The following is a 14700-nucleotide window of genomic DNA, read 5'->3' on the forward strand; positions in this document are numbered from 1 at the left end:
ATAATGTTGGTCGAGGCGCGCCAAGCCACCGTGATTGTTTCCAGGCAAAGGTTAACGGCAACGCCCTCTTAGCATCAAACGGGCCAGTTCAGCGATTCAGCATGTGGTGCGACTCGCGGTCGCGAAATCCACATGTAGCCGTGAACAAAAGCTGAATCTGCAGGAGTCACTGATTCGTCGCCGATTCGTTCCAGACTCGTTCTATCCGTTAATCCGCAGCCGATTGAAAGCTTGACAAAACCACCTTCTCGCCGCCGACGGAACATTCCGCTTTCGCTTCGCGCCCGAAATCCCTATGTGTCGCCTGTCATACGCGCCATTTGAGGCACGCTCCCGACAACCAGAGGCCAGAAGCCTTATCTCCAGGTCCCGGAAGCCTTATTCTAGGTTGATGAACATCCAGCCCAAACACACAGAGCCGCTGATCCTGTCGGGCCGCGACGTGACCGCCGTGCTCGGGCCGACCAACACCGGCAAGACCCATCTCGCCATCGAGCGCATGGTGGCGCATGAGAGTGGTATCATCGGCCTGCCGCTCAGGCTGCTGGCGCGCGAGGTCTACGCCCGTGTCTGCGAAAAGGTCGGCGCCCACAAAGTGGCGCTGATCACCGGCGAGGAAAAGATCCAGCCGCCGGGCGCCAGATATTCGGTCTGCACTGTCGAGGCCATGCCGCGCGAGACCGACGCCGCCTTCGTCGCCATCGACGAAGTGCAGCTCGCCGGCGACCTCGAGCGTGGCCACATCTTCACCGACCGCATCCTGCATCTGCGCGGCCGCCAGGAAACGCTGCTGCTCGGTGCAGCCACCATGCATGGCATTCTGCAGCGCCTGCTGAGGGGTGTCTCGGTGGTGACGCGGCCGAGGCTGTCGCATCTTGCCTATGCCGGCTCCAAGAAGCTGACCCGCCTGCCGCGGCGCACGGCGATCGTCGCCTTTTCCGCCGACGAGGTCTACGCCATCGCCGAGCTGATCCGCCGCCAGCAGGGCGGTGCCGCCGTCGTGCTCGGCGCGCTCTCGCCGCGCACCCGCAACGCCCAGGTGGCGCTGTTCCAGTCCGGCGATGTCGACTACCTCATCGCCACCGATGCCATCGGCATGGGTCTCAACCTCGATCTCGACCACGTCGCCTTCGCCCAGAACCGCAAGTTCGACGGCTTCCAGTATCGCAACCTGACCGCGGCCGAGCTCGGCCAGATCGCCGGCCGCGCCGGCCGGCATCTGCGTGACGGTACGTTCGGCGTCACCGGCCAGGTCGACCCGCTGGACGAAGAGCTGATCAAGAAGATCGAAGGCCACGATTTCGATCCGGTGAAGGTGCTGCAGTGGCGCACCGCGCATTTCGACTTTGCCAGCCTCGACGCGCTGAAGCGCTCGATCGAGACCAACGCCCCCGTCGAGGGACTGACGCGGGCATTGCCTGCCGTCGACGCACAGGCGCTCGAGCATCTGTCGCGCGACGAGGACATTCGCGCACTCACCACCAATGCCAAGCGCGTGGCGCTGCTGTGGGAAGCCTGCGCGCTGCCCGACTACCGCAGGATCGCGCCGGCGCAGCATGCCGACCTCATCGCTTCCATTTACACGGACCTGGCACGCCACGGCCATGTCGACGAGAATTACATGGCCGAGCAGGTGCGCCGCGCCGATACCACCGAGGGCGATATCGACACGCTGTCGCATCGCATTGCCCAGATCCGCACCTGGACATTCGTGTCGAACCGGCCCGGCTGGCTGGCCGATCAGGCACACTGGCAGGAAAAGACGCGCGAAATCGAAGACAGATTGTCGGATGCGCTGCATGAGCGGTTGACGAAACGCTTCGTAGACCGCAGGACTTCCGTCCTCATGCGGCGCCTTAGAGAAAATACCATGCCTGAAGCCGAAATTAGTCCTACCGGAACCGTCCTTGTCGAAGGCCATCATGTCGGCGAGCTGCAAGGGTTCCGCTTCACCGCGGACCAGACCGCCGGCGGTGAAGACGCCAAGGCGGTGCGCACCGCCGCCCAGAAGGCGCTGGCCGCCGAGTTCGAGGCTCGCGCCGAACGCTTTGGCGCCTCGGCCAATGGCGACATTGCGCTTGGCTCGGACGGCACGCTGCGCTGGATCGGCGCGCCGATCGGCACGCTGGTATCAGGCGAAGACGCGCTGAAGCCGCGGCTGGTGCTGCTGGCCGACGAACAGCTGACCGGCCCGGCGCGCGACAAGGTCGCCGCGCGTGCAGAGCGATTCGTCAATTTCCAGATCGAGTCGCTGCTGAAGCCGCTGGTCGATCTCAGGAACGCCGACCAGATTTCCGGCATCGGCCGCGGCATCGCCTTCCAGCTGGTCGAGAATTTCGGCCTCATCAACCGCCGCGACATCGCCGAGGAGATGAAGTCGCTCGACCAGGAAGGCCGCGCCGCCCTTCGCCGGCTTGGCGTGCGCTTCGGCGCCTACCATGTCTTCGTGCCGGCGCTGATCAAGCCGGCGCCTGCCGGGCTGGTGACATTGCTGTGGGCGCTGAAGAACGACGGCAAGGACAAGCCGGGCTTTGGCGACGTGGTCCATGCGCTCGCCTCGGGTCGCACCTCGGTGGTGATCGACCCTGCTTTCGACAAGACGTTCTACAAGCTTGCCGGCTACCGCAATCTCGGCCGCCGCGCCGTGCGCATCGACATACTGGAACGGCTGGCGGATCTGATCCGTCCGGCGACCAACTGGAAGCCCGGCCTCGGCCAGCGCCCGGACGGCGCCTATGACGGCCAGTCCTTCATGGTGACGCCGCCGATGATGTCGATCCTCGGCGCCACCGCCGACGACATGGAAGAAATCCTCAAGGGTCTCGGCTATCGTGCCGAGCCGAAGCCGGCCGTCGAGGTCAAGGCGCGGCTCGAAGCACAGGACAATGCCGCGCGCGAAGCGGCGGTGGCGAAGCTTGCGACGGAAGAGGCTGCACGAGCCGAGCAGGCCGAAGCGGCCGAAGCCGCGGCAACGGATGCCGCAGCAGAGGCAGCAATCGAAGGATCGGAGCCGGCATCGGACGCAGTGGCCGTTTCGGAAACGGCGGCCGAAATTCCCGCCGAAATCACCCCCGACGCCGCGGCTGAACCTGCTGCGCCTGCCGTGGAAGAACAGGCGGACGCTCCTGTCGAAACCGTGCAAGACGAAGCGCCTGTAGCCGAGGCTGCGCCCGACGTCGCCGAACCGGCGCCGGTTGAACCGCAGGCAGAGACTGAGACTGCCGAGATCGAAGTTGCAGCGGCAGAAGAAGCCGCAACGGCCGAGCTGGTGTCAGATGCCGCGCCCGCAACGGACGCCGCGCCGGACGAACCTGCAGCGGTGATTGAAGCTGCCGCCGGCGAACCCGCTCCAGAAGCCGAAGCGCCAAAACCCATCCTGTTGTGGCGTCAGGGCCGCTTCGAACAGCGCCCGCGCAACCGCGACGACAGCCGCAGGAACAATCGCCCACGCAACGGACAAGCGCGCGGCCGAAGCGATGCACCCGTGGATACCGCCGGCGCACCGGCCGTAGCTGCACCCGGAGAACGTCCGGCCCATGAAGGACGGCGCGATGGTGCCGGCAAGCCGCGCTTCGACCGCTCGAAATTCAAACCCAAGCCGCAGGCCGAAGGCGAACAGCGGCGTGACGGCAGGCCGCAGGGCGAGCGTCCCGACCGCCGCGAGGGTCGTCCCGACTGGAAGGGTGGCAGGCCGGATGCCAAAGGTGGTCCCGATCGAAGCCCTGGGGGCGGCAAGCCTGCCTTCCAGCCCAAGCCGCGCGAGGAGCGCCCGGTGCGTTTCGATCCGGATTCGCCCTTCGCCAAGCTCGCCGCATTGCGCGACCAGTTGAAGAAGTAGAACCCGGCTCGCTTCGATGGTTGCCGAAGGCCGCCAGCGCATCGACAAATGGCTGTTCTTCTCACGCGCCGTGAAATCGCGCTCGCTGGCGGCAAAACTGGTCGTCGCCGGCCGCGTTCGCATCAATCGCGACAAAGCAGCGCAGGCCTCCGATCAGGTCAAGCCAGGCGACGTCCTGACCATCACGCTCGAGCGCCGTATCTTCATCTGGAAGGTGCTCGGCGCCGGTGCGCGGCGCGGCCCGGCCGAGGAAGCCCGTACGCTTTACGAGGACATGTCGCCACCGCCGGCACCGAAGGGCGAAGCCCCTCCCGATGCAATTCCGGGGCTGCGCGAGGCCGGCAGCGGCCGCCCGACCAAGAAGGAACGTCGCCAGACCGACCGATTGCTCGGCGAAGACTGATGGCCTGGCGTCCAAAAACACGCAGTGGTTCTAGGACAACGGCACGCCTGAGGCGAGAACTGAGCCCGGCAAACAGACGCTCTGCGGGACATGACTGACTTCCGCCGGGCCTGCAGTCTGGAATTCCATTCCGGAAACACCGGCACCGTCCGCAATGGCCACCCTTGCAAGCGGTCGACAAAGGCGTTACCTGACGGAAAAAGCCCAACAAAATGGGACGTCCCGGAGCCGACCGATGACCTATGTCGTGACCGACAATTGCATCAAATGCAAATACATGGACTGCATCGAAGTCTGTCCGGTCGACTGTTTCTACGAAGGCGAGAACATGCTCGTTATCCATCCCGACGAGTGCATCGACTGCGGCGTTTGCGAGCCGGAATGCCCGGCCGACGCGATCAAGCCCGACACCGAACCCGGCCTCGACAAATGGCTGCAGGTCAACACCGAATACGCCGACAAATGGCCCAACATCACCGCCAAGAAGGAACCGCCGGCCGACGCCAAATCCTTCGACGGCGAGGCCGGCAAGTTCGAGAAATACTTCTCGGCAGAGCCCGGCGAAGGCGATTGACAACACGGCCGCAAAGGCCGGTATTACGCTGGGTAAGAGGCACGTCGCATTAACCGGCTTGACAGGCGGCGCTGGCCTGTGGCCTTCGCTTGTGCAGCAAAACCTTGATTCTTCCGACTTTTTGTGTTACATCAGCGAAACATGCCGGTGACACAACGTCGATTTATGGCGCAGACGCCCCAAATCACTGAAAGGTGAAAATCCCATTCGGACCAGAGCGATCTGGGCCAGGCGGTCGCAATGTCGCGTTTGCCGGTCCGGCTTTTCCGATGGGTTCATCTGTTGTGCGGCTAACGATCGGCTTCCCCGATCGCGCGAGTTCGGACCGGCAGGACGCCGGTGCCACAACAAGGAGTTCAGGGCGTAATGGCAACGATCACCCCGCAGAAGAAGTCCACCGCTGCGCGTCACGGTTTCAAGACCGGCGAGTACATCGTCTACCCGGCGCACGGCGTCGGCCAGATCGTCTCGATCGACGAGCAGGAAGTTGCTGGACACAAGCTGGAATTGTTCGTCATCGACTTCTCGAAGGACAAGATGCGCCTGAAGGTGCCGGTCGCCAAGGCGACCTCCATCGGCATGCGCAAGCTGTCGGAAGAGGATTATGTCGAGCGCGCGCTGAAGGTCGTGCAGGGCCGCGCCCGCGTCAAGCGCACCATGTGGTCGCGCCGTGCCCAGGAATATGATGCGAAGATCAATTCGGGCGACCTGATCTCGATCTCGGAAGTCGTGCGCGACCTCTACCGTGCCGACAACCAGCCGGAGCAGTCCTATTCCGAGCGCCAGCTCTATGAGGCGGCGCTCGACCGCATGGCCCGCGAGATCGCGGCCGTCAACCGCATGTCGGAAACCGAAGCCGTGCGCTTGATCGAGGTCAACCTCAACAAGGGCCCTAAGCGTGGCGCCAAGGCCGACAATGAAGAGGCCGAGCAGGAAGAAGCTGCCTGATCCTTCTCGCCTTTGATTCGAGAGATCCTGCCTGAAACGATTGGAGGCTCCGGTTTGACTGGGGCCTCTTTTGCTTTCGGGCGGCGGCTTCGATGTTGATGACGTACTGCGCACCAGCGTGCTGCATCGCGGCTTGCTGGCGCGCTCCGGGCCGTCCAGCGCGCGTTTTCGGTTAACGTTTGTCCCCACTTGTCGCCTTGCCAGCAAAGCAGACCGCAGCAATGGTTTCGCGCAATTCCTCGTCGGCGATCGGCTTGTGCAGGATGCGGCTGCCGCTGGCGCTGATCTCCTTGAGGCGCGAAGGCGAGGTATCGCCGGTGATGATGATGGTCGGGACAACGCGGCCGATATGGGCGTGAAGCGCACGGATCGCGTCGGTGCCGGTGGTATCATTCTCGAGACGGTAGTCTGCGATGATCAGGTCGACCGGCGCATCGCCGGCAGCCAGCGCCGCCGCATGGGCCTTCCGCGCCTCTCCGGCGGAGCGGCCGGGATAGACACGATGTCCCTCCAGGCTGAGCAAGCGCACCATGGCATCGAGAACATCGCCCTCGTCCTCGACCACGATGATGCCCGCGGCACTGCTGACCGGCGATGTCGTGTCGACCGCTAAGCGAGCTTGCACCGCGCCGGCCTTCGCGACGGTGATGGAAAACAGGGAACCGCGTCCGGATGTCGAAGCCAATTTCAGGGGGTGCCCCAACAGTTCGGCGGTGCGGCGAACGATGGCGAGCCCGAGTCCCAGGCCTTGCGTGCGGTCCCGCGCCGGGTTCTGCAACTGCACGAACTCCTCGAAGACCATCCCCTGCTGATCGGCGGGGATGCCGGGGCCGCTGTCCAGGACCTGTATCTCCACACATGCGCCGCGCCGGCGACAGCCCAGCAGGACACCACCTTGCTTGGTGTAGCGAAAGGCATTCGACACCAGGTTGTTGAGAATGCGCTTCAGCATCATCGGGTCGCTGTCGACGTAGAGGCCGCTGTCGACCACGCGCCACCTAAGTCCGCGCTGTTTCGCCTCGGCGGCGAATTCATTGCGAAGATCACCAAAGAGGTCGCGCAGCGGCACCGCCTCGCTCGCGACCGTGACGATGCCCGCATCGAGCCGGGAGATATCGAGCAAAGCGTTGAGCAGCCCACTGAAGTTGCTGACAACCGATTTCGCTCGGCTGGCCAGGTCGCGCGCCTCGCCGGAGGGTACGTCGCCGCGCTGCCCCAAAACGGCAAGCGTCGAGACCAGCAGGCTCAGGGCATGGATCGGTTGGCGCAGATCGTGACTCGCCGCCGCCAGAAAACGCGTCTTGGCACGGTCGGCGGTTTGCGCCCTGTCGCGTTCCTCTTGCAGATGCTCGACCAGCGTTTCGTTCTCCAATCGCAGGCTGACGGTTTCGCGCAGCATGCGGTAGGTGATACGGCAGTAGTAGAAATTGATCGCCACCAGCGATGCGAGCAGGAACAGGAAGGCGCCGGAAATATCGCTTTGGGTGGTCAGGCAGCGAAGAGCGACCGGCACCACCGTTGCCAGGATGGAACCAACCAGCGCCGGTGGAAAGGCCGACAGAGACGGCACCGTGCCGCAGACGAGACCAGTCAGGACAATGACCGTGAAGGACAGCACGATCGGCGCCTCGGGCATGAAGCCGACCCAGCCAAGCACACCCCACAGAAGGCCCGACATGCAGGAAAACGCCGTAGCCAGCCATGCCCAGCGCAAGATCGAGTGGCGATCCCGGGCGCGGCTGAAAAAACGGCGCGACGCCAGCACCCGGATAGCCGTCAGCAGATACAGCGCCGCTAGCCAGCCGATCAGCCAATTGGTGGAAACGGCCGTTCTCAGCACATAGACCGCCGCCATCGAGATCACGATGTTGGAGATGACCACGCCGTAGGAATTGCGATACAGGAGTTCGATCAGGGCCTGGCGTATCTTGTCTTCCTGCATCGAAGCCCTCCAATTGCCCCAAGTATTCTCCGGGCGGTCTTCCCCGGTACCGTTGATCTACCGGCAACCTGTTTCGCATAGATTGGCGATTGATCCATATACGCCGCTGCAGTCCTGGATGGTGCCCTGATGAATCGCCCGCTCACCGCCATACTCGCCGACGACCATGCCATCGTGCGCGAGGGGCTGAAGCTGCTCATCTCGGCAATGGACAATGTCTCGGTCGTCGCCGAGGCTGCGGATGGCGAGGCGCTGCTTGGCCAGCTGCGAAGCACGCGCGCCGACCTTTTGATCCTCGACCTCGGCATGCCAGGTGTCGCCGGGATGCAGTTCATCGCCACCATCAGGACCTTGGCGCCACGCCTGCGGATCGTGGTGCTGACGGCCAATATCGAGCCGAGGACGGTGCGCGCCGCGCTCAGTGCCGGCGCCAACGCCTACCTGACCAAGGACGGCGATCCCGAGGAACTTGGCGTCGCCATCGAAGCGGTCAAGAACGGAGGCACCTATCTGGCGAAAACCGTTCGCTTCGCCGTCAGCGATATGGGCAGGGGCAGCGAGCCGATAGCCGCACAGGAAATCCTCTCCCCGGTGCCGCTGATGCGGCGCGAACGGCAGATCCTTCAACTGGTGGCGCAAGGCATGATCACCCGCGACATCGCCGAACGGTTGGGGATCAGCCTGCCGACCGCTCGCAAGCATCGCGAAAACCTGATGGGCAAGCTCAATCTCCACAACACCGCCGAACTGACCGCCTACGCGGTTCGTCTGGGATTGCCCGCCGGCTGACATCGCAGCCGCGACGATGGGCAACCCCGCAACGTCCCCTTAACCATCGGCAGATTAGCCAAGCCCGATCACGATCCAAATACGGCATCTGCCGTATGTTTTCGGCCTGACCCCCAGCCTACTCCTCCCACGGCTTGATCACATGGGAGGAGCCGTCATGCCGTCGCTGGATCTTTGGATTCCGTTCGCCCTCGCAACGCTCGCCTTCGCCTGCATGCCAGGGCCGGCGATTCTCTACATGACCGCGCAAACGCTAGCCCATGGCCGTCAGGCGGGATTGATGGCGGCACTGGGTGTTCATCTCGGCTGTTACGTGCACATCCTGGCCGCGGCGGTCGGACTCGCCGCACTGATGGAACACGCGCCGGTCGCTTTCTCGATGATCCGATTGGCGGGCGCCACATATCTCATTTCGCTGGGCCTTGCCATGTTCCTGGGCTGGAACCGGATGGGCGAGGACGGTGCCAGGCCGGCCCCGAACACATTTCGCGACAGCATGGTCGTCGAGATCCTCAATCCCAAGACGGCACTGTTCTTCCTGACCTTCCTGCCGCAGTTCGTGGATCCGTCAGCCGCCCTTGCCGTAGGGTTGCAATTCCTCATCCTCGGCATCGTCGTCAATCTCATCTTCTCGATGGCCGACCTGGCGGCGGTCGGCATCGCCTCGCTCGCCGTTGGCCGGTTCACTGGCGGCGGCGCCGGACGGGTGATCCCCAAGACATGCGGTTCGATCCTCATCGGACTTGGCGTGGCGCTCGTCAGCCATCATATCTGAACCTGCAAATGAAAAGCCGCGGCTTCAGGGGAGAGCCGACTGTGAAATTTTAGCGGCTGCCGACAGCAAGGGCAGTATGCCGGAGGGCGGCTGACGGCCTGCTCGCGCATCCGGCAACATATCCCGGAAACCGGCGCCCCTTCAGGGGCCATCACCCGAATTCAACACACTCTGGGCCGCGCGCTTACGCGCCGCCGCCTTCCTTCTCAGCCTCCTGCTTCAGCGTCGCAATGAAGCGCTTGGTCCGCTGCTGCTCCGGATTGTTGAACAGCACCGCGGCCGGTCCCTTCTCGACGACGACACCGGCATCGAGGAACACCACTTCCTGGGAGATCTTGGAGGCGAGGCGCAGATCATGCGTCGCCATCACCATGGTCGTGCCTTCGCTGGCGAGCTTGCCGAGCACGTCGACTACCTCTTGCGCCAGCTCCGGGTCGAGCGCCGAAGTCGGCTCGTCGCAGAGCAGCACTTTCGGTGACGGCGCCAACGCGCGGGCGATCGCCACGCGCTGCTGCTGGCCGCCGGACAAGGTCGCTGGCCAAGCGTCGGCCTTGTGCGCCATCCCCACCTTCTCCAGCAAAGCCAGCGCCCGCTCGCGTGCCCTCTCAGGCGGCCATCTCAGCACCGTCACCAGCCCTTCCATGACATTCTCGATCGCGGTGCGATGCGGAAACAGTTGAAAATTCTGAAACACCATGCCGGTCTGCAGCCGCAGGCGCTGGATATCCCTGGCCGGAACCCTGCCGCCGGGGTGGAATTCGAGCGTCTCGTCGCCGATCCGAACCGTGCCCGAAGTCGGAATCTCCAGGAGGTTGATGCAGCGCAGCAGGGTGCTCTTCCCCCCGCCCGAAGGTCCGACCAGCGCCGTGACGCTGCCTTCGGCAATGGTGACCGTCACCCCCTTCAACACGAGATTGTCGCCGAAGCGCTTTTCGATGTTGCTGAGGCCGATCATGAGCGTGCCTCCAGGAAGCCGCCATAGCGGTTGAGCCGGATCTCCAGCCGCGTCTGCAAGGCCGACAGCACCGAACTCAGCGCCAGATAAAGGATCGCCGCCTCGACATAGAGGATCAGCGGCTCATAGGTGGTGGCGACGATGCGCTGCGCCGCCTGGAACATCTCCGGCACGGTGATGGCGGCGGCCAGCGACGTGTCCTTGACCAGCGAGATGAAGGTGTTGGAGAGCGGCGGCACCGCGACCCGGCCGGCTTGCGGCAGAATGGTGCGCCGCATCGCCTGGCCCCAGGTCATGCCGATCGAATAGGCGGCTTCCCACTGGCCTTTCGGCACCGAGCCTATTGCCGCGCGAATGATTTCCGACGTGTAGGCGCCGATGTTCAAGGTAAAGCCGATCAGCGCCGCCGTGAAGGCGTCGAGCAGGATCCCGACCGACGGCAGGCCGTAGAAGATGAGGAACAGCTGCACCAGGAGCGGCGTACCGCGGAAGATCCAGACATAGAAGCGCACCAGCGCGACCAGCGGCTTGGGGCCGAACAGCCGGGCGAGTGCAGCACCCAGGCCGACCGTCAAGCCGAGAGCAAAGGACAATAGCGTCAGCGGCACGGTGAAGATCAGCGCCGCCCACAGGAGCGAAGGCAGCGACTCCAGCATCAGTTGCAGCCAGTGCGGCACGTAAGACCCTCCAGATTGGTCGAAGCAGCTTGGTCAAAGCAAGAATGCGTCGGCCATATCACGACAAAAGCGGCGGGCCGTCAAAGACGGCTCGCCGCTCGATAGTCTCATGGGCGGCGGACCGGCCCGCCTCCCGGATTACTTCGAAACGTCCTGGCCGAAATAGGTGTCGGAGATCTTCTTGTAGGTGCCGTCGGCCTTGATATCGGCCAGCGCCTTGTTGATCGCGGCGACCAGCTCCGGGTCGCCCTTGCGCACGATGACGCCGGAATAGTCGGCGTTTTCCTCTTGCGCGGCGATCCTCACATTGGCGTCGGGCTTGTGCTTCTTGAAGTCGAGGAACGACAGACTGTCATTGATCGTGGCGTCGGCGCGGCCGGTCAGAAGCAGCTGGATCGACTGGTCGAAGCCATCGGTGCCGACCAGTTCGGCGCCGTTCGTTTCGGCCAGCTTGCCGAAATTCGAGGTCAGCGACTGCGCCGACTTCTTGCCCTTGAGATCGGCGAAGCTCTTGATGTCGGTGTTGTCGCCGCGCACGATCAGCACCGCCTTAGAGGCGATGTAGGGATCGGAGAAGTCGTACTTTGCCTTGCGGGCGTCGGTGATGCCGACCTGATTGATAACGGCATCGTAGCGATTGGCGTCGAGGCCGGCGATCAGTCCATCCCACTTGCCTTCGAGGAACTCGGCCTTGACGCCAAGCTTGTCGGCGATCGCCTTGGCGATTTCGACGTCGAAGCCGACCAGTGCACCGGACGTGTCATGGTAGGTGAACGGCGCATAGGTGCCTTCCGTGCCGACCTTGATGACACCGGCGTGCTTGATCTGGTCGAGATTGGGGCCGGCATGGCCTGCAGTGACAGCCAGGGCCTGCAGCGTTCCGGCGATAATGAGCGATTTGAGCCATTTCATTTTTCTGTGATCCCGTCCTTGGCCGGCTGGCCGGCATATTTGTGAGCGCTGGAAACTGACAGATGCAAGCCGAAAAAATAAGGAACAGAATTTCAAAAACAACCGATTTATGAAACCCAGTTCTCCAACTGGAACTTTCTGCTCGTCATCGCAGCCATCACGAACCGTCCTGGGAATCCTTCAGGCAACACAATCCCGCCGCCACGGTCGCGGAACCTTTCCCGCGCATGGCAGTTCTGGCTGTTGTAGGGCACGACGCCGCCATTTCAACCCGGGCGCCAGCCAAGTTTGCAAAGTCATCCGCACCACCCAGGGAGCGCCTCATGATGGAAGACACGGCAGGACGGATCATGGTCCGCGCGGCAATGAAGGCTCCCTACCTCGAGCGTGACGAAGAGCATCGGCTTGCATTGCTCTGGAAAGAGGACAACGACCAGAACGCGCTGCACAGCATCACCGTCGCCCATATGCGGCTGGTCATTTCCATGGCCTCCAAATTCCGCCATTACGGCCTGCCGCTCGGCGACCTGGTTCAGGAGGGTCATGTCGGACTGCTCGAGGCCGCCGCCCGCTTCGAGCCGGAGCGCGAGGTGCGGTTCTCGACCTATGCGACATGGTGGATTCGCGCCTCGATGCAGGACTATATCCTGCGCAACTGGTCTATCGTGCGTGGTGGCACCAGCTCGGCCCAGAAGGCGCTGTTCTTCAATTTGCGACGCCTGCGCGCGCGGTTGGCGAATGGCACGGAGCCGCTCTCCAACGCCACGCTCTATCGCGAGGTCTCGGAGGCGCTTGGCGTCTCCGAAGCCGATGTGGCGATGATGGATTCGCGGCTCTCGGCGCCCGACTCCTCGCTCAACATGCCTATTGCCGACGATGCGGGTTCGACCGAGCGCATGGATTTCCTGATTTCGGACGATCCGCTGCCCGACGAGATCGTCGGCGACAAGATCGATGTCGCGCGCCGCTCGCTCTGGCTGAGGGAGGCGCTTCGCGCGCTCAACGCACGGGAACTGAGGATCATCGAGGAACGGCGGCTGAACGACGAGGGCGCCACACTCGAAGCGCTCGGCGAAACGCTCGGCATCTCCAAGGAACGCGTCCGCCAGATCGAGGCCCGCGCCATGGAAAAGCTCAAGGTCGCATTGGTGAAGCAGAATCCGGAGTTCATGGCGACTGCCGCCTGAACGGCGGCAGGCGTCCAGCGGCGCCTACTTGTCGGTGACGATCTTGACCTTGTCGCCGGCCGAAACGGCGGCACCCGGCGACAGCGCATTGAGCACGCGGAACAGGTCGAGCTTGCGGTCGACGCCGACCATCTGCGCCGAAAGCGAACCCATCGTCTGCCCAGACTGGACGGTGACGACGCGGATGTGCAGCGGCTTCAGCGCCGCCTTTTCGGCAGCGCTCAAAATCCGGAACGAGCCGCTGACCGAGCGGGCGATCGTGTCCAGCGACGTGCTGGCGGAAGGGGCCGCGGTCAGCAGCCGGTAGACCTGGCCGCCGGCGCGGATCACCGCAATGTCGAACTGCCAGCCTTCGGCGCCGGCATGCGCGGTCGCCGCCTCATTGCCGTTGATGGTTTCCTGCTTGACGCTGCTGTCGACGAGACCAGCCACCCAGCCGCTGCGGATATAGTCCGTCAGCGCCCGGTTCTTGTCGATGGAAACGCCATCGAAACGGATCGCTATGTCGCCGGGGCCGGTGGCCGTCACCGCTGCCGCCGAATTGTCGATGATGAAGCCGTCCGGCACCGTGAACGACACGCCAAGGCCCGGGTGCAGGAAGGTTTCGCCGCGCACATAGCCTTCCTCGGGTGTGTCGCCATAGAGCAGGCCGTCTATGCCGGCGAGGAAGGAATCGCGGTCGCGCGTGCCGACGCCCGGCGCGCCGAACTGGCGGGCATGGCGCTGCGCCAGATCGATGCGCTGCGGCGTGTTGGGGTGCGTGGCCAGGAAGTCCAGGCTGGCATCGGTGGCGCCGCTGATCGAGCGGAAATCGGTATAGGCCGACATCGATTGAAGGAAGCGGCCTGCGGCGAAAGGATCGTAGCCGGCCTCGCCGATCGATTTGATGCCGATGGCGTCGGCTTCCAGCTCCTGGTTGCGCGAAAATTGCGCCAGCCTCAGCTTGCCGCGGATCAACGCCGCCTTGGCGGTCGGGCTGTCGCCGAGCACGTCCGAAACCACCTTGGTGGCCAGGCCTTCCTCGGCCTCCAGTTGCTGGCGCTGCAGGCCGTGATTGGCGGTGACGTGGCCCATCTCATGCGCGATGACGGCGGCAAGCTCGGCCGAATCATTGGCCAGCGCCAGGAGGCCGCGGGTGATGTAGAGATAGCCGCCCGGCAGCGCGAAGGCGTTGACGTTGGGCGAATTTAAAATGGTGATGCGATAGGTCTGTGTCGGGTTGGCGGACACCACCGTCAAACTACCGACCACCTTGGCGACCATGCGTTCGAGCTTGGGGTCGGAATATTCACCGCCATAAGTCGCCAGGATGCGCGGGTGCTGCGCCTTGGCCAATTCGGCGAGCTTGTTGTTGGCGCCGACATTGTCCACCGTGATCGGCTTGTCGGAAGGCTGGAAGCCGGATTCCTGAACTTCCGGCGGCGTGAACATCTGGCAGCTTGCCAACGCCACGGCAAAACCGGCCAGCGCGAGAAAACGCGCCAGCGGTTTCATTCCCAATGTGTTAGCGCCGATCGCCAGAACGGCTTCCTTTCGGGTCCCGGCGCATGACCACGAAAATCGGGGGCGATCTTCGGAACGTGTCATGCGCCATCTCAAACTGCTGCAGCATCCGTGCCCGTCCCTTAGGGCGGGCGGCGGATACTGCAGGCAAATCACGGCCTGTGCCGGACCGGTAGGGCGACCTAGCCACACTCCCC

The 14700-nt window shown here is 63.7% G+C and carries 12 protein-coding genes; 7 read left to right on the top strand and 5 right to left on the bottom strand.

Annotated elements, in window-relative coordinates:
* Positions 1-391: 391 nt before the first annotated feature.
* The 4 genes from NKI66_RS00895 (at position 392) to NKI66_RS00910 (ending at position 5763) form a co-directional block, all read left to right on the top strand.
* On the top strand, positions 392-3838 hold the full coding sequence (locus NKI66_RS00895) for a helicase-related protein (protein ID WP_352750557.1): 3447 nt from the start codon (positions 392-394) through the stop codon (positions 3836-3838).
* 16 nt (positions 3839-3854) lie between these two features.
* Complete coding sequence (locus NKI66_RS00900; protein ID WP_023814308.1) at positions 3855-4241, top strand: RNA-binding S4 domain-containing protein; 387 nt, start codon at positions 3855-3857, stop codon at positions 4239-4241.
* Positions 4242-4476: 235 nt separating this feature from the next.
* Entirely contained in the window at positions 4477-4815 is a 339-nt protein-coding gene (gene fdxA / locus NKI66_RS00905; RefSeq protein ID WP_023699302.1) for a ferredoxin FdxA, read from the top strand.
* 366 nt (positions 4816-5181) lie between these two features.
* Positions 5182-5763, top strand: a complete 582-nt coding sequence (locus NKI66_RS00910; RefSeq protein WP_013529179.1) for a CarD family transcriptional regulator — start codon at positions 5182-5184, stop codon at positions 5761-5763.
* Positions 5764-5935: 172 nt separating this feature from the next.
* On the opposite strand, the gene NKI66_RS00915 is transcribed toward NKI66_RS00910, so the two are convergent.
* Positions 5936-7705: a hybrid sensor histidine kinase/response regulator gene (locus tag NKI66_RS00915; RefSeq protein ID WP_023814307.1), complete on the bottom strand. Its 1770-nt coding sequence runs from the start codon at positions 7703-7705 to the stop codon at positions 5936-5938.
* A 129-nt stretch (positions 7706-7834) separates the two neighbouring features.
* Between NKI66_RS00915 and NKI66_RS00920 the strand changes: the two genes are divergently transcribed.
* Together NKI66_RS00920 and NKI66_RS00925 are read left to right on the top strand one after the other, a co-directional pair.
* Positions 7835-8494 (top strand): response regulator, encoded by a 660-nt coding sequence (locus NKI66_RS00920; protein WP_352750559.1) that lies wholly within the window; start codon positions 7835-7837, stop codon positions 8492-8494.
* A 157-nt stretch (positions 8495-8651) separates the two neighbouring features.
* Positions 8652-9269 carry a LysE family translocator gene (locus NKI66_RS00925; protein WP_023814305.1) on the top strand — a complete coding sequence of 206 codons (618 nt, stop codon included), beginning with the start codon at positions 8652-8654 and terminating at the stop codon, positions 9267-9269.
* A gap of 184 nt (positions 9270-9453) precedes the next feature.
* Here the strand turns inward: NKI66_RS00925 and NKI66_RS00930 are convergent, their stop codons facing one another.
* The 3 genes from NKI66_RS00930 to NKI66_RS00940 all read right to left on the bottom strand — a co-directional run bounded on the left by NKI66_RS00930 (position 9454) and on the right by NKI66_RS00940 (position 11813).
* Positions 9454-10224: an amino acid ABC transporter ATP-binding protein gene (locus NKI66_RS00930; RefSeq protein ID WP_352750560.1), complete on the bottom strand. Its 771-nt coding sequence runs from the start codon at positions 10222-10224 to the stop codon at positions 9454-9456.
* A complete protein-coding gene (locus NKI66_RS00935) occupies positions 10221-10901 on the bottom strand; it encodes an amino acid ABC transporter permease (protein WP_031213968.1) in 681 nt (226 codons plus the stop codon). The genes NKI66_RS00930 and NKI66_RS00935 overlap by 4 nt, the downstream gene beginning before the upstream one ends.
* Before the next feature lie 138 nt (positions 10902-11039).
* Complete coding sequence (locus NKI66_RS00940) at positions 11040-11813, bottom strand: amino acid ABC transporter substrate-binding protein (protein WP_023814302.1); 774 nt, start codon at positions 11811-11813, stop codon at positions 11040-11042.
* Positions 11814-12136: 323 nt separating this feature from the next.
* On the opposite strand from NKI66_RS00940, the gene NKI66_RS00945 reads away from it, so the two are divergent.
* Positions 12137-13000: an RNA polymerase factor sigma-32 gene (locus NKI66_RS00945; RefSeq protein WP_023814301.1), complete on the top strand. Its 864-nt coding sequence runs from the start codon at positions 12137-12139 to the stop codon at positions 12998-13000.
* Positions 13001-13024: 24 nt separating this feature from the next.
* Here NKI66_RS00945 and NKI66_RS00950 read toward each other — a convergent pair whose 3' ends face one another.
* A complete protein-coding gene (locus tag NKI66_RS00950; protein WP_023814300.1) occupies positions 13025-14494 on the bottom strand; it encodes a M48 family metalloprotease in 1470 nt (489 codons plus the stop codon).
* Between the last annotated feature and the right edge of the window lie 206 nt (positions 14495-14700).

It is taken from the genome of Mesorhizobium sp. M0518 (assembly GCF_040321125.1).
Classification (GTDB): Bacteria; Pseudomonadota; Alphaproteobacteria; order Rhizobiales; family Rhizobiaceae; genus Mesorhizobium.

Coding starts and splice junctions, on each gene's coding strand:
- NKI66_RS00895 (WP_352750557.1), top strand. CDS start 392: ATGAACATCCAGCCCAAACACACAGAGCCGCTGATCCTGTCGGGCCGC.
- NKI66_RS00900 (WP_023814308.1), top strand. CDS start 3,855: ATGGTTGCCGAAGGCCGCCAGCGCATCGACAAATGGCTGTTCTTCTCA.
- fdxA (WP_023699302.1), top strand. CDS start 4,477: ATGACCTATGTCGTGACCGACAATTGCATCAAATGCAAATACATGGAC.
- NKI66_RS00910 (WP_013529179.1), top strand. CDS start 5,182: ATGGCAACGATCACCCCGCAGAAGAAGTCCACCGCTGCGCGTCACGGT.
- NKI66_RS00915 (WP_023814307.1), bottom strand. CDS start 7,705: ATGCAGGAAGACAAGATACGCCAGGCCCTGATCGAACTCCTGTATCGC.
- NKI66_RS00920 (WP_352750559.1), top strand. CDS start 7,835: ATGAATCGCCCGCTCACCGCCATACTCGCCGACGACCATGCCATCGTG.
- NKI66_RS00925 (WP_023814305.1), top strand. CDS start 8,652: ATGCCGTCGCTGGATCTTTGGATTCCGTTCGCCCTCGCAACGCTCGCC.
- NKI66_RS00930 (WP_352750560.1), bottom strand. CDS start 10,224: ATGATCGGCCTCAGCAACATCGAAAAGCGCTTCGGCGACAATCTCGTG.
- NKI66_RS00940 (WP_023814302.1), bottom strand. CDS start 11,813: ATGAAATGGCTCAAATCGCTCATTATCGCCGGAACGCTGCAGGCCCTG.
- NKI66_RS00945 (WP_023814301.1), top strand. CDS start 12,137: ATGATGGAAGACACGGCAGGACGGATCATGGTCCGCGCGGCAATGAAG.
- NKI66_RS00950 (WP_023814300.1), bottom strand. CDS start 14,494: ATGAAACCGCTGGCGCGTTTTCTCGCGCTGGCCGGTTTTGCCGTGGCG.